At 36.4% G+C, this 15,971-nt stretch carries 12 protein-coding genes; 4 read left to right on the top strand and 8 right to left on the bottom strand.

Translation table 11 applies throughout. The features are described from left to right. Positions 1–147: 147 nt before the first annotated feature. Positions 148–903, bottom strand: coding sequence for a LuxR C-terminal-related transcriptional regulator (locus tag J1905_RS07710; protein WP_214226693.1), 756 nt, complete (start codon positions 901–903; stop codon positions 148–150). Between the two features lie 306 nt (positions 904–1,209). Between J1905_RS07710 and J1905_RS07705 the strand changes: the two genes are divergently transcribed. The 4 genes from J1905_RS07705 (at position 1,210) to J1905_RS07690 (ending at position 7,942) form a co-directional block, all read left to right on the top strand. Then, entirely contained in the window at positions 1,210–1,797 is a 588-nt protein-coding gene (locus J1905_RS07705) for an RNA polymerase sigma factor (protein WP_214226692.1), read from the top strand. Between the two features lie 84 nt (positions 1,798–1,881). Then, positions 1,882–3,012: a FecR family protein gene (locus J1905_RS07700; RefSeq protein WP_214226691.1), complete on the top strand. Its 1,131-nt coding sequence runs from the start codon at positions 1,882–1,884 to the stop codon at positions 3,010–3,012. 100 nt (positions 3,013–3,112) lie between these two features. Next, a complete protein-coding gene (locus J1905_RS07695; protein WP_214226690.1) occupies positions 3,113–6,535 on the top strand; it encodes a SusC/RagA family TonB-linked outer membrane protein in 3,423 nt (1,140 codons plus the stop codon). Between the two features lie 24 nt (positions 6,536–6,559). Then, entirely contained in the window at positions 6,560–7,942 is a 1,383-nt protein-coding gene (locus tag J1905_RS07690; protein ID WP_214226689.1) for a RagB/SusD family nutrient uptake outer membrane protein, read from the top strand. Positions 7,943–8,001: 59 nt separating this feature from the next. On the opposite strand, the gene J1905_RS07685 is transcribed toward J1905_RS07690, so the two are convergent. The 7 genes from J1905_RS07685 to J1905_RS07655 all read right to left on the bottom strand — a co-directional run bounded on the left by J1905_RS07685 (position 8,002) and on the right by J1905_RS07655 (position 15,926). Next, complete coding sequence (locus J1905_RS07685) at positions 8,002–8,289, bottom strand: hypothetical protein (protein WP_214226688.1); 288 nt, start codon at positions 8,287–8,289, stop codon at positions 8,002–8,004. 87 nt (positions 8,290–8,376) lie between these two features. Beyond that, positions 8,377–8,841, bottom strand: coding sequence for a MauE/DoxX family redox-associated membrane protein (locus tag J1905_RS07680; protein ID WP_214226687.1), 465 nt, complete (start codon positions 8,839–8,841; stop codon positions 8,377–8,379). 561 nt (positions 8,842–9,402) lie between these two features. Further along, positions 9,403–9,603, bottom strand: a complete 201-nt coding sequence (locus J1905_RS07675; protein WP_214226686.1) for a hypothetical protein — start codon at positions 9,601–9,603, stop codon at positions 9,403–9,405. A gap of 5 nt (positions 9,604–9,608) precedes the next feature. Further along, the gene (locus tag J1905_RS07670) at positions 9,609–10,919 is read right to left on the bottom strand and encodes a hypothetical protein (protein WP_214226685.1); all 1,311 of its coding nucleotides are present in this window, start codon (positions 10,917–10,919) and stop codon (positions 9,609–9,611) included. A 145-nt stretch (positions 10,920–11,064) separates the two neighbouring features. Continuing rightward, positions 11,065–12,420 (bottom strand): TolC family protein, encoded by a 1,356-nt coding sequence (locus J1905_RS07665; RefSeq protein WP_214226684.1) that lies wholly within the window; start codon positions 12,418–12,420, stop codon positions 11,065–11,067. A gap of 37 nt (positions 12,421–12,457) precedes the next feature. Then, the gene (locus J1905_RS07660) at positions 12,458–13,693 is read right to left on the bottom strand and encodes an HlyD family secretion protein (RefSeq protein ID WP_214226683.1); all 1,236 of its coding nucleotides are present in this window, start codon (positions 13,691–13,693) and stop codon (positions 12,458–12,460) included. Between the two features lie 10 nt (positions 13,694–13,703). Further along, complete coding sequence (locus J1905_RS07655) at positions 13,704–15,926, bottom strand: peptidase domain-containing ABC transporter (protein WP_214226682.1); 2,223 nt, start codon at positions 15,924–15,926, stop codon at positions 13,704–13,706. Positions 15,927–15,971: the final 45 nt, after the last annotated feature.

Raw genomic sequence — 15,971 nt, 5'->3', positions numbered from 1 at the left:
TAAAACTTATGGGACAAATACAACAAGACAAGGCTTGCAGGGGATAAAAAAACTGCAACAAAATTGTTATTAAATTGACATAGAACTTGGGTAATACCTTTAGGAGTGTTTTTGAAACGAAAAATCTTAAAGCTAAAAGGGAGCAAACTAAATTAAGCCCTGCAGAATGCAGGTTTTAACTAGTTGTGCGGTATTTTTGCATTCTGCCTTAGCCAAAATATTTTTTCGGTGCTTCTTCACGGTTGATTCGGCAATAAAAAGTTTATCAGCTATTTCGCCACTGCTCAGACCTGCGGCAATACTTTTAATGATCTCGATTTCTCTTTTCGAGAATGAAATCAGCACCTCAGCATTTTCGTCAATACTTAAATTCATGAATGAAGGTTCACCTTGTAAACCGATAAGTGAAACTTTATAGTTAGGTGTGCTACCAAGGTGGTCAATCCGGGTGTTAATAATTAGCGACTTTCCAAAACCTCCGATTTCATCTAAAGTAAGCATCAGCGCCTGATGGTTAAATAAAACATAACTTCCGTTTTTTAACCGGACTCTATAATTGTAGCTAATCTTATAACGCATTAACTTCTCTCTGCTAACTTTCTCTAAGAAAAATTTTGTTAAAAAATCTTCTGCCCTTATAACAAAACCAATATCGTCTGGATGGAGTGTGCCTAATATGTCATTAATTGTAATGTTATCAGGATTGAGACCATGCATTTCATAAACTGAGTCGCTGACATTGGAAATAGACATATCATAAAAATCAATAATGAAAAAAGAAAATGGCCCGGTGCTTACAACCGAATTAGTAAGCTCATTAAAAGAGATTTGGTGGTTATCTATTAACTTTGCCGATCTGTTGGCAGACCAGACATTGTGGAGTGTTTGTATTTCAGCATTCATTCTAAATCAAATTAAACAAATAATCACTACTTTTCAAATACTAATCATTTGTGATTACTAAAATACACCTGATTCGGTCTTATCCGTCTATAACTTTACAGTTTTGGATAAACCAAAAGTAATATTGAAAAACACTGACCCTAAGGTTATTAAGATTTTGCCCTTGATAGTTTAGAATATTTTTTATAAACTTGAGGTGAGAGCGTTAATTTAAGAGGCGGCGACTGTCCATTAATTTAGGCAGCGCCGCCTTCTTTTTTCATTAAAGGAGCTCTAAAAAATCATTGTTGAAAGAAAACCTTATAAATGACTGATTGTAGAACACTTTCAGACGCTCAGCTTGTAGACCTCCTGAAGGCAGGGGACCATCATTCATTTACTGAGATTTATAAACGGTACAATAGCTTGCTTTACATCTATGCCTATAAAAAGCTTCAGGACAACGAAAGTGCCAAAGATATTATCCAGGAGATATATACTCATTTATGGAATTCCAGGAGTAATTTAAATATTCAGACTACGCTTTCTGGCTACCTTTACAAGGCTGTTTTAAACCGTGTACTGAATGTTTTTCGGCATGTGGCCATCACACAGGAATACATCTCATCATTCAAAGAAGTTATAGACAATGCACCTGCTCAAACGGACTATCGCATTAGGGAAAAAGATCTTAAATCATTAATTGAAAAAGAGATCAACAACCTGCCAGAAAAAATGCGCGAAATATTTCAATTGAGACGCCAGGAATATTTAAGTAACAAAGAAATAGCAGATCGCTTAAATATCTCCGAACATACAGTAGCTACTCAAATCAAAAGAGCATTGAAAACACTTCGGGGAAAACTTGGACTGCTCCTTTTTATATATGCTTTTTTAACAGGGATGTTGAAATAAATATTTTTTTTCTCTCCGTGTACCCGATTCCTAATTCTGAGGTGTCTTTGTTTTGATTATCTTAAAAAACGCATAGGGTAGATTATGAACGATGAACAAGTAAAGGACTTATTGGAGAGATTTCAGGCCGGGGCATGCTCTGATCTGGAACTTGAAAAAGTGCGTTACTGGCTGCACAAATTCCGTGAGGATGAGCAGTCCGGTTTGTCACAGATTGATCTGGAAACTATCGATGATCAGATGTGGCAACGTATTCTTAAAGCTACTCAGCCAAAAACGGTCAGAATGATACGCTGGCCATTACGGGTTGCAGTTTCAGCAGCATCGATCATTATCATCCTGGGTGTTTTTATTTATTTCTTCACAAAAGACTCTTCGTATAAAACATATGCAAATGACGTTGATCCGGGAAAGAATACTGCCGTACTCATTTTGAGCGATGGCAAAAAGATCAATTTGTTAAATGCTAAAAATGGTTTGCTGGCCCTACAATCTACCACTCAAATTACAAAAACCGAAGAAGGAGAAATTATTTATACCTCTCGAAATGAGCTACCCCCGTTACAGAACGGGGGCAAAAGCTCATATTCTGGAATTTCAAATACCATTCGAACGCCACGTGGCGGACAATATAAGCTCTCGTTGCCGGACGGCACGAAAGTATGGCTAAACGCTGCTTCATCTCTAACATATCCGATTTCTTTTGATTGGCTTAAAGAGCGTAGAATAGAGCTGAGCGGCGAAGCCTACTTTGAAGTTGCTAAAGATAAATTACGTCCATTTTTAGTACAAAGTAAAACACAAACTGTAGAAGTATTTGGAACACGGTTTAATATCAGTACCTATTCTGATGACCAGTTTACAAATACAACGTTGCTTGAAGGTAGTGTTCTGGTTAACCAGGTTACCCTTAAACCCGGACAGCAGGCTGTGAATTCAGGAACGGCGATTAAAGTGAATGTTGTGGACCCCAATGATGTTATTGCCTGGAAAGATGGAGAATTTTCTTTTAGAAATGAACCTCTTCAAAATATCATGAAGAAAATATCAAGATGGTACAATGTGGATGTTGTTTATCAAAATAAAGAAGCTGGCAAACAGATTTTTGGCGGTACCATATCCAAATATGGAAAAATCTCACAGATACTTCATATGCTGGAGTTAACTGGTGATGTAAAATTCAAGGTAGAAGGAAAAACAATCACTGTGTTATAGAAAATTTAGTTTCCCGACAAGAGACTCATCAAAATTTTGTAATTTGCATCAAAAAATTAATGCACTGAAAAAGGTGTATTAATTGAGACTATTAGTATAAATGCGATTACTTACCTTTATCATATTTGCTGGTCTGTTATTGATCAGTTCATCCATTTTTGCTCAAAATCTAACCTTTGTAAAGAAGGAGGTAAGCCTCATCCGCCTCTTCAAGGAGATTAAGAAACAAACCAACTTTAACGTGATCTGGAATGAGGGTAAACTTGATGCAGAAGTTACTATTAATGCCGATTTCACAAATGCTTCTTTGGAGCAAGTCATGACAATAGCTCTAAACGGACAGGGACTTACCTATACCATCAGCGATAAAACAATCATCGTGACCGTAAAGGAGCTGTCTTTTGCTGAAAAGGTGGTAAAGCTTTTCAGCTCCATTGAAGTAAAAGGTAGCGTTAAAGGTGAAGATAACCTCCCGCTTAGCGGAGCAATGGTAAGTGTTAAAGATCGTAAGAAATATACTTATACGGATAGTAATGGTGAATTTAAATTAGAAAGCATTCACCCGGATGCCGTTTTAATCATTTCATGTCTTGGTCATCAACCAAAAGTAATCAAAGCAAATGAAGACCTGAAGGGCCTCAAACTAACAATGATCAGCGGAGAGCTGAAAGAAGTGGAGATCGTATCTAATGGTTATCAAAGTTTACCAAAAGAAAGAGCAACCGGATCTTTTGTTCAAATAGATAAAGCTTTAGTAGACCGGTCTGTTACAACAACGATATTGAATAGGTTAGATGGTATAAGCAGTGGATTGATCTTTACTTCTCCGGTAACCCAACAGATCGGACAAGGAGCTATTGAAATACATGGCCGTTCCACTTTATTTGGAAATGCCAACCCATTAATTGTACTTGACAATTTTCCATATGACGGCAATTTGAACAATATCAACCCCAACGATGTGGAGAGCATAACTATACTTAAAGATGCTGCTGCTGCTTCTGCCTGGGGTGTCCGTTCAGGAAATGGAGTAATTGTAATTACTACCAAAAAAGGGGCTTTGAATACTGCCCCAAGAATTGGATTTAATGCCAATGTATCCATTGGGAATAAACCTGATCTTTATTATTCACCCCAACTTAGTTCATCTGAGTATATTGACGTTCAACAATTCTTATACAACAAAGGTGCTTATACCACCGCGATTAATGATGGTTATTCAGCGCTTTCTCCGGCAGTAGAGATTTTTAGGAATCCTTCCGATCCAAATTATCAGTCTAAATTAAATGCACTAAGAAATTATGATGTCCGGGACCAATTATCTAAATATTTTTATCGGCCTAGCATTAATCAACAATACCAGGCAAATGTTAGTGGAGGAGGCCACCATCAGAAATATTATGTATCTGCCGGCTATGATCGTAATCTGGCAAGTGAAGTGGGAAATAGTTATAACCGGATCAATCTAGGTGTCAGTAACACCTATTACTTTTTGAAAAATAAATTGGAGTTAACTTCTGGTCTAATGTATTCAGGGAGCAGAGCTAAGAATGGGACAGGTTATTATTATAACAATCCTTACGACCAATTTGCTGATCTAAATGGCAATACCTTACCTGTTGCCAAGGTACTTCGTCTATCTTACGCTCAAACAGCCGGAAATGGAAAACTACTCGACTGGTTTTATAGGCCCTTAGAAGAGCTACGCAACAGATACAGCACAGCAGATGAAAGTTTAGCCGATTACCGAATCAATCTCTCTTTGAATTATAAAATTGTAAAAGGTTTGAGGGCTTCGGTATTATATAATTATGGGAAAGGTAAATCCAATTTGGACGTGCTTCATGAATTAGAATCTTTCTATACTCGTAACCTAATCAATACCTACACTCAGATTGATCCTGCAACTGGTACTGTTATGTATCCATTACCTATTGGGGACATTTATGCCCGTCAAGAGTCCAATATACAATCTCAGAATGGAAGGTTTCAGCTTAACTACGATAGGGCTTGGGGAAAACATGCCCTTAATTTGCTTGCAGGATCTGAAATTAGGGAATTTAGGGTGGATGAAGCCCACAGCAAACTTTATGGCTATAACAGAATAACCGGAAACGATCAAAATGCAGCAGTTAACTTTAAAGAGGAGTATCCATATTTTTATGGAGCAGGTTCCAGTATTATAGATCAAAACCGTGGGCCAATTGGTACTGTTGATCGTTTCTTTTCCTATTATTTTAATGGTGCCTATTCATATTCGGAAAAGTATATTGCTTCTTTTAGTGTGCGAGAAGATGAATCTAATTTATTTGGGGTAGCAACCAACCAGAAAGGTATACCGTTGTGGAGTACCGGAGTAGCTTGGATGATCAATAAGGAGAAATTTTATCATTCCACATGGTTACCTGAACTAAAACTGAGGGCAACTTATGGATATACTGGAAATGTAGATAATAGCCTTTCCGCATATTTAACTACCTTGATTAGTCCGGAGGCTCTAAATCCTTATGGGACATTCTACTCAACAATCATAAATCCTCCTAATCCTTCATTCAGATGGGAAAAAGTTAAAAACATCAATCTTGGTATCGATTTTTCATCAAAAAATAATAGGCTTAGCGGGAGCATAGAGTTATGGAAAAAAAAGGCAGTCGATCTGATAGGAAATAGTCCAATTGCACCACAAACAGGTGTCAGTATTTTTACCGGTAATTCGGCAAGTACTGTAACCAAAGGAGTAGATATTCGACTGAACCGTATTAATTTACAAGGTACTGTAAGGTGGTCTACGACCTTATTGTACAATTTTATTACGAGTAAAGTGACAGCATATAAAGTTTCGAATGGCAAAAATTACAATGTAGTAGCTGCCAATTATAATAACCCTTTATCTGGCTTTCCTTATTATTCTGTTTTTAGCTTTAAATATGCTGGATTAAGTAAAACAGGCGACCCACAGGGTTACTTAAATGGTTTGATCAGTACAGATTATGCCGCCATCTCTAATTCTACAAACCGCGATGAAATTGTTTATAATGGCTCGGCTACCCCAACCAGTTTTGGAACTTTGATAAATACATTAGACTATAAGAATTTTAGTCTGTCTTTTAATATCTCTTATCGATTAGGTTACTATTTTAGGAGAAATTCATTAGATAATACTGCGCTTTACAGTGGATCTTACTTCTCTGCAGATTATGAAAACCGATGGCAGAATCCGGGAGATGAAGTTCATACTAATGTTCCGGCATTGAATTATCCCGCCAACGGTGATCGAACGAATTTATATCTTTACTCAGATGTTCTTGTTGAAAAAGCGGATAACATCCGGCTAAAGGATATTCGCCTTTCATACACTTTCCCAAAGGGATTCCGAAGCCCACTCAAGAATTTAAATCTATTTACTTATGTTAGCAATGTGGGTATTCTTTGGCGTGCAAACTCTTATGGTCTTGATCCTGATTATCCCACAGGAATTCCTTTGGTCAGGACAATTGCATTTGGGCTTAAGTCAGATTTATAACCATTGAAAACAAACTATATACTGATGAAAAATATTAAAAATCTGGTTTGTATCTCAATTCTAATACTAGGTTGCCTTGCGTGTAGGAAATCTGATTTTTTAAATAAAAAACCCAGCACTGCAATTACCGATCCATCGTCTTTATCAGATTTTGAGCTATTATTAAATAATACTATAGTAATGAACACTACCGGAGGTTTAGCTCAGGCTTCTGCAGATGATGTTGAAATATCATATCCGAATTATCAATCCGCAAATATTGTAGAAAGAAACGCTTATGTGTGGAATAAGGACCTTTATGGTGATGAGATTGATATCCAGGATTGGAATGCTTGTTATCAGCAGGTTTTTTATGCCAATGTGGTATTGGAAGGATTAACAAAGTCTGATAGTGCTTCTTCGATAAGAGCACAAAACCTTAAGGGTTGGGCATTATTTGCGCGTGCGTTTGCCTTTTACGATTTAACCCGTAATTTCTGTAAAGCCTATGATGCATCTTCGGCTAATCAAGATCTTGGCATCCCTTTAAGACTATCATCGGGCATTGATTATATCAAACAAAGGAGTACACTGCAACAAAGCTTTGATCAGATTTTTTCCGACTTAAATGAGAGCATCACTTTGTTGCCGACGGAAAGACCATCGGCAGATTTAAACCGTCCATCGAAAGTTGCCGCCTATGCCTTGTTGGCAAGAATAGCTCTGGATATGCGTAATTACGCAGCCGCTGAAAATTATGCGGACCAGAGTTTAGCTCTTTACAGCACCTTAATAGACTATAATACTATAAGTCAAACTTCTGCGACACCTTTTTCGAAAACAAACAATGAATTGATCTGTAATTACGGACAACAACCTCGTTATGGACGTCTCACTTCAAACTATTCAGGATCAGCTGCTCGAGTCTCGTCAATACTAATAGGTCTGTACGGACCTAGAGATCTTCGGCTAAAAGTTTATTATGGTGAGTCGTCAGATGGGGGATATTACAAAAAACGGGGATACAATGGAATGGGTCTTTATCCATTTACAGGACTGGCGACTGACGAGCAATATTTAATTAAAGCTGAATGTTTGGCCAGAAAGGGAGAGACGAAACTTGCCATGGATAAATTGAACCAGTTGCTGGTCAATCGGTTCGACAAAACATTTTCTTACAATGCTTTAACAGCCCATTCTTCTGTAGAAGCTTTATCTCAAATATTATTGGAAAGAAGAAAAGAATTGGTTTGGAGAGGCTTGAGGTGGCATGATCTGAAACGGCTTAACAAAGAAGGTGGTAATATTATCATAACCCGGGTGATTAATAAGATAAAATATACATTACTATCTAATGATCCTAGATATGTATTTCCAATTCCAAGCGATGAGATTGCCTTAAGTGGGATCCAGCAAAACGATAGGTAAAAAACATGTAAATAAGCCAAAGTAACATAGTTGCACCCTGGCTTATATGTGTTATAAATTTAGTTTGTGTATAGGCCATTAGTGCCGGATTGTACAATAGGTGCAGCAGGCATTGAATTTGAGAAGAAAGACTCTCCCTTATAGGTTGCATAGCCTACAAAACATTTATGGGAGGCTGTACCTTCGCAATTACTTGGATCAGGAACTACTTCAACTTTCGTATAAGTCCCTTCCTCAGTTAGTACATAATAATAAGTAGCAAAAATTCGTTTTGAAGCCAAACTTGTAAACGTGCTTGCACCCAATGCAACTCCCGTTGCAAAAAGCCCGATAAATAATCGTTTCATAATAATTAAATAAAAAATGTTGGTTTATTTTTACTGGATTTCTTTTAACAGGCCACAGTATTTCCCTGTATTTTCATTCTAATTTCTCTATTTCTTATACAGTCTAAGCCCGAAGACGGCCAGTGCTATAAATATCATATTGAAAAAAATGTGCTGCGTCCAACTCAAAGAGCTGATTACGCCCCCGCAGAGACAAGGCAGCGTAGATCCTGAATTCACCATGTACACCAGATATACAGTGAATACAATCATTAAAAGGAGAGAGAAGAAAAGGCCTGTTCTTTTGGTTTTATTGATCAGCAGTAACCCACTTAGAATGAGTTCTGTTATAGGAATTAAGTAAGCTAGAAGTATATTGAAATGACCAAGCAGGGGAGACTTCCCTAACACCTTAGTGAAGCGATCAAAAGCCATGAATTTACTTGCTGCTGTATACACAAAGAGCATAATAAAAACAAAAGTGATCACATCAAAAATGAGTTCTTTTTTCTTCGCGGAGAGCGCAAAGGCCGATTTCTTACTTAATGTTGTTTCCATATTACTTAGAGTCATTTCTTAATTAAATTCCATAATTAAATTTCGAAATATATTGTTGAAGCAAACTTCTTGAGAAGTTAGCGGAAAAACCTGATCCGGAAGTAATAAAAGGGCCGTGACGTATCGATTTTAACTATTTTTAACATAAATACCTGATAATCTTAAGTATATCGCCATAAATTCATTTGATTTCACATCGGTTTAGCCGTTCAGAAGGCTTGATAAATCGGTTGAGACCGAGTTAGTTTACAAAAAATCACCAATAGTTACGATGAGAACGTAAAAACCCCATCAATTGATCAATTGATGGGGTTTTTACGTTTTGATGTTTAATCTGGTGATCCCGCTGGGATCACTTTATATCGATAAAATCCGCTTAAATGGCGTGATTTCGAAGGTTTTCAAAATTGGGGTCTCAAATGGGTCACCATTTTTTTTTGACCTGTTTTGATTTGATTTAAAGAACTTTTTGTGTGATACAAAAATACTAAATCTTATTTTAATATTGAAAATATCGTCCGATTTTTTAAATTTATTAAAGATTAAAATTTTAAAAAGCCAACTTCACAAGAACTCTTAAGTACTTTGATTTGCTTTGATTTTTTCGAATTCACGCCTAATAACTTCCCTTAATTGATCTGAAACGGAAATAAAAGGAGATTCACTTCGTAGAGTATTTTCTACGCTTACATTTGTTTGTGGAACGGTATCGTATTGTACCGTAGCACCATCTACCAAAGATGAAGTTCTAGACTGTTGTTTTTTAAGAATATCCATATCCTTTATGTTGTAAAATATTTGTCTTTAAATGATTGGTTGTTATTAATGTCAAAGTAATGTTTACGTTTCATCCAGATAAATCCATCACCCTTTGTAATAATAGCTACATCTACAGGGCCACCTACACTTTCATCAGCAGAATTAGAAGAAGTAAATTTACGTTTTAATGAGGTTATATTCACTAGAGATTCTGCGAGTTCAGACATATCTTCCTTGCCCATATGAGCCAGAATTTCTAAAAGCGGACCTGTGATTTTTGTCCATTGGTACTCCTCCAATTTTTGAATAAGAGTATCTGAGATAGTTCCCAAAGCTAGACGAATTGCAGCAGATTGCTCAGCATTGTTTAAGATTGCAGCAATTTGGTCAGAAACATCATTGAAAGTGCTTTTAACTGATTGTTTTACTTCGTTTTTATAGTTGGGGTCGACACCTGTCAAAACAGTTGTGGTAACATCCCCTTGTGCATAGGGTAAAATATTTGAGTTAAGCACTCCTGGGCTAATCTTAACAGGATCTCCAATAATGAATCGAAGGTCATCAGCGATAAGGCTCCCTACCAAAACCAGATGACTTGAGGGATATATTTCTGTTTCACCAAACCCGAAGAAAATCAAACCACAATGTTTTTCAAAAATAAACTGAATATTCACTAATGCATATAACATAGTTTTTATGCTTGCCCTATGAGCTTCGTTTAGAATAAAACCTTCAAACTCTTTATTGATTTCCGCCTGAATAAAATCTTCTATAGCGACCAGTTCATCAACGTAGTGTATACAGTATTGTTCAAACGACAAATTAGTATAATTTGCCTGATGATATGTCCCCAATTTGGCTGTATACTTTTCCAATTCTTCACTAACAACTTCATGATAAATAACCAACTTGTCAGGTTGTTCAATTCCAATGAGTTCAGTATTGCGTTGGCTAAGACTATCTATTGTATTGTTTATAAGTGTTAAATGAGCTTCAGAACAAAATCCAAAAAAAGCACTTTTTCTTAACTCAGGACTAACGTTAACTAGTTGTGTCCTCAAAAACGTTATGAAATTATCTTTATATTCCTGAATAGTATTAAAAGAGCTTTCCCCGAGGCTTTTACGATACATTTTAATTATGGTTTCTAACGGCATTCCCATAAAATCAGCACTGTTATATATCGCTATACCAACAGGATGGAACTTAGATAAAGTGAAAATCTTATTGCTACGATTATAGACTTTCTTTCCGTTATTTCCGGTAACTGTAACGGCGCTATCAGCTGCAATAGCGATGCCTTGAGAATTTAATACACCAACAATGGCAGTCATAAGGTTTAGAGTATAAGGTATCTGTAAATATAGAAGAAACTTCGATAAAATGGATATACACACTTAACTTAAAATCCCTAAAATCCAATTGGATACATTAAGATCTTTCGTAAAGAGTCTTCTTCTATCGTATCTTCAAAATCAATTAATCCGTATTAAATAAATTTTTTCCTAAATAATAGTCGATTACTATTAATTTGAAAATAAGATCATATTTAGTTGCTGCAACATCAGCGTTAGCTTTGAAAGCAGTATTCTGAGCAAGCAATAAATCAATGGCTGGGATTAACCCTTTCTCATAGCGCTTCTGTGCAAAATCCAGTCCTGTTAAAGCCATATCTGCAGCACTCTTGGAAGCTCTGTAAGTTTGATAAGCAGTTGATACCTCGTTACAAGCCTTATAAATATCTTGCTTTAATTTAAGTTTTATTTCATCATTTTGAAGAGAAGTAATTTGCAAATTAGCTTTGGATTGTTTTATTGAATACCTGGTTGAAAGACCGTTAAAAATTGGTATGCTCAGACCTAAATAGATAGACTGTGAGAAATTGTTTTGAAGTTGTTTACCCCAGGACATGGTACGAATTTGTCCGTCAGGAAGATTCTCACTATAGGTTGATGAATAATTTGTGCCAGAAGAGGCACTGAAGTTTAATTGAGGATAAAGGTTGCTTTTCTCGATTTCGAGAACTTTTTTTGCGCTTTCAATTTTAAGCTTGCTTGCTCTAACAATTGCAAACCTTTGTTCAGCTTCGGTATAGATGATTTCTGGTTCCAAAAGTAAAACTAGATTCTCGATATTCTCGCCATTGATTGAACGGGCTTCGAATGCTTCACTTAAACTTAAATTGAGTAGTGCTTTTATATCTATAGTCGCTTGTTGAAAAAGAAGTTGTGCCTTAAAGTAATTTGAACTGTCGGAAATTAATTGTGTTTTTACTTGAGCAACATCAAGGCCGTTACTACGTCCGGCTAATAGTAATCTTTCAGTTTGTTTTACTTGACTATCACTTAAAATTAGTTGATTTAAGCAGATATTTATCTGCTCTTGTGCTAATAATATTCGTAGAAAACCTGTTGCAACATTTAGAGAAATATCATTTTGTAATTGGGTCATTTCAGCTTCCGAGATACGGTGTAAGATATCCTGATTTGAAACGGTTTTCCTTAATCGAAACCATCCAAAAAGTAAAACGCCAGCACTTCCACTGAGGCCAGTAAAGTCATACGTAGTACTAACAAAGGTGTTGGTAGTCGGATCTATGGAGCGACCATAACTACGACCATAGCTTGTAGATAATGAAACGTTGGGAAGGAGAGCAAGCTTGCTTTGCTCCCAACGCATTTTTGAAACACGCTCATTAAGGACACTTTGCTTTACCTGTAAGTTATTGGTTTTTGCATAATCAATTACACTTTCTAGTGTCCATGAGGCCCCTTGACCTTCGCTATTTAAGGTTACTAGCATAAAAAGTAATAGGTAAGTAAGTGTATATTTCATTTTCGAGGACTAATGACATTATGTTATTTATTCACTATTAATCTCTTCTCAAAAGCTTTACTAGATCATAATAGAATCGTTCGGAAAGGCGCATGTCCTTAGTGATGATTTCTGCTTCAGCTATAAGGCCCTCTTTATATCCCAACACTTTGCCACGGTTTGTAGTAAGGCCATTCGGCAATGTTATTTTGGCCATATAGCCACTATCAGTTGCAACGTTTGACATATAATCAACAATGCCAATTACTGTACCATATTCCTGCCATTGCCATGCGTCGAACTTTAGAAAAACTTTTTGGCCTATGTCAACTTTCCCTAAATTATTTTGTGGTATAAGCATTTGCAGATAGTATTCATTGTTGGGCGGATTTATATAGGCTATCTGACTACCAGCTTCGACAACTTGGTTTTCTTGTACGAACCTCGTAAATGACAACAAACCCGAAATCGAGGCTATGAGCAAATAATCCCTTTTCCATGTTTCAATTCTACTTTTAAAGCTATAAACAGCTTCATTAAATGTTGCTTCATTTGTCCTGATTTGATTATCTAGCTCCAACAATTCTTTCTGCTTGGCATTACTTTGAGAAGCGGAGTTGATATAATTCGATTGCATTTGAGGAACCGCCATTTTTTTATTGATATTCTGGCTTGTTAATTCTCTGTACTCTTGCTCTGAAATAACATTGTCTTTTAAAAGTTCCTTATTATTTTCCAAGTTAGTTTGACTTAATGCTATGTCTTCAGAATACAGTTTTGCCTGTTGTGCGAGGACAGAATTCGATTCTTTAATATAACTTATGTCTTTTTGTACTAACGCCCGTTTACGATCCGCATAACTCCCTAAAACAAAGTCCCTATATGGGATGTATGCCTGAGTAAAAGATTGATAGTCGGATTGTAACTCACCCAAATGACTGAAAGAAGAGGACATAATTCGCTGAATTGTGCTTTTATCATTGTCTTTGATGGCAGCATACAATGTGTCAATTGCTGACGATAATTTAAGAACTTCCTGCCAATCGGAAGTCGTCTCAAGACAGCCGATTATTTCACCTTGCTGAACTTTGTCACCATTATTTTTCAATAGATGCAAAAGTTTGCCTGATTGATACACCACAAGTGGCTTGGGGGCATTCTCTCCTGATAACTTTGCACTAGTAATAATGGTTTCAGGGTATTTTACAAACCATGAAAAAAGTAACACGACAAGGAGTATTACGCAAATCAAGAAAGTGCCGTATCGTGCTAGTAGACTCGGTTTAATGACCATAATTCAAATATTAATTTCCTAATTCTAATTGATTTTTAACTAACTCATAGTAGTGATCCTTAGCATAAACCAAATCTTCATGTTTACCTTCTTCTACAATTTCTCCCTGGTGTAATACTACAATCTTGTCTGCGTTCTTTACAGTACTTAATCTGTGAGCAACTACCACCACTGTTCTGCCTTTGAAAAATTCTGCTAAATTTTCAAGTATTATTTTCTCATTGTTGGCGTCTAACGAGTTGGTTGCTTCATCAAAAAAGATGATTTGAGGATCTTTATATATTACCCGGGCGATCAAAAGACGTTGTTTCTGCCCCATGCTGACACCGATCCCTTCGTTTCCAATTCTGGTGTTATATCCCAATGGTAAAGTCTCTATGAAAGTATGTATGTTAGCCATCCTTGCGGCGTATTCGAGCTTTTCCATGTTAGGAGATTCATCACCCACTGCGATATTTTCGGCAATGGTTTGGCTAAAAATATACCCATCTTGCATTACGCACCCTACCATGTTGCGCCAATTAGCAGGAATTATATACTTTAACTCAGTCCCATGATGTTCAAAATTCTTACCTATTCGAATTTCACCCTTGTATTTATTGTCATAAAATTTCTGTAAAACTTTCAACAACGTAGTCTTTCCGCTTCCGCTCATGCCAACAATAGCCGTAACTTTTCCTGCCTCTATTTCAAGTTTAATATTCTTCAATACTTTATCATCCTCTAATTGAGAATAGGAAAATGATAAGTTTTCAATGTTAATGCTGGAATTTAATTTGTCCAACCTTGTTGGCAAGCCGATCGGTTGCAACTCGTCTTCTTCTCTATGTATTTCATTGAGGCGCTCCAAAGATATTTTTGCATCTTGGAATTCCTGGATAAAACCAGTAAGCTGTTGAATTGGATTATTTAATGCTCCCAAAATATATTGAATTGCAAGCATCGCACCTAATGTTAGATCCCCTTTTATAACTGCTGTGGCAACAATTCCCGTGATAAGCAGATTCTTACCTTCATTGATAAGTAATGCACCTGCAGTTTGTATTTGATTTAATGAAAGGTTTTTAAAATTTATTTTGAATAGGCCACGTTGCAATCGTTCCCATATCCAACGATAATGATTTTCTGCATTATGCATCTTAATTTCTTGCATCCCATAAATTAATTGCAGCGTAGCGCTGTTTTCTCGGGATGCAAGAGCAAATTGTTTATAATTGAGCTTTCTTCTTTGTTTTAAAAAGATGCCTACCCACAACAAATACAGCCCGCTGCCGATAATGAATATAAAAAATATAGGGATGCTGTAAAGAAGCATCACAACTGAATAAATTAACAGATTAATGAATGAAAATGCGATGCTTATACTGTTACCTGTGAGAAATCGTTCTATTTGACTTTGATCCCCTAATCTCTGCATAATGTCTCCTGTATGTTTGGTGTCAAAGTATGAAACCGACAAACGCATCAGTTTTTTCCAGAAATCTGTTAACAAAGCCAGGTTTATGTGCGTACTAATATAAAGCAATAGACTCTGCCTGGAAAATTCAACAATTGATCGGGCAACAAGAAGTACCAACTGAGCAATCAGCATGATATAAACAAAGTTCATATCATGCTGATTGATTCCTCTATCAACTATTCCCTGTGTAAGGAATGGTAACACCAATTGAAAAACACTTGCGGCAATTAGTCCTAAAAAAATCTGAAAAAAGTACCGTTTATGGTATTTCAGATATTGCCAAAGCATTCCCCAAGAAACTATATTTTTTTGCTTGTCTTCATGATTATCTTCATCAGTGCTATAAAACTCAGCAGTGGTTTCTAAAAGAACGGCAGTACTTTCCGAGAATTCATTACCTAGCCAACACTTAATGAAGGTAGCTTTGTCAATTATTAGTTTTGAATCTATGCCTGGATCAGCGATGTAAAATTTGTTCTTCTTAATTTTATAGAGAACGACAAAATGTTTTTGATTCCAATGTAAAATACAAGGTAGTGGAGCTTGCCTGTCTATTAAATCACTAAAAGTAAATTTTACCGGTAACGCATTAAATCCAATTTGCTCGGCAGCATTAATAATACCAAGCATGCTTACGCCTTGCTTTTGGATATCACAATATTGCCTCAGCTTATTAATACTGACATCTTTGCCATAATATTTGGCAACCATCTGAAGGCAAGTAGGCCCACAGTCCATAGCATCAAGCTGGTGGTAGAACGGAAATTTTCTCAAACTATGTTTAAGCTTTAGGATATTAGTAAAGGAATGGCACAGTAA

This window comes from Pedobacter sp. B4-66 (assembly GCF_018492665.1).
Classification (GTDB): Bacteria; Bacteroidota; Bacteroidia; order Sphingobacteriales; family Sphingobacteriaceae; genus Pedobacter.
The sequence above is the reverse complement of the archived record's forward strand: the minus strand, read 5'-3'. Positions and strand labels throughout refer to the sequence as shown.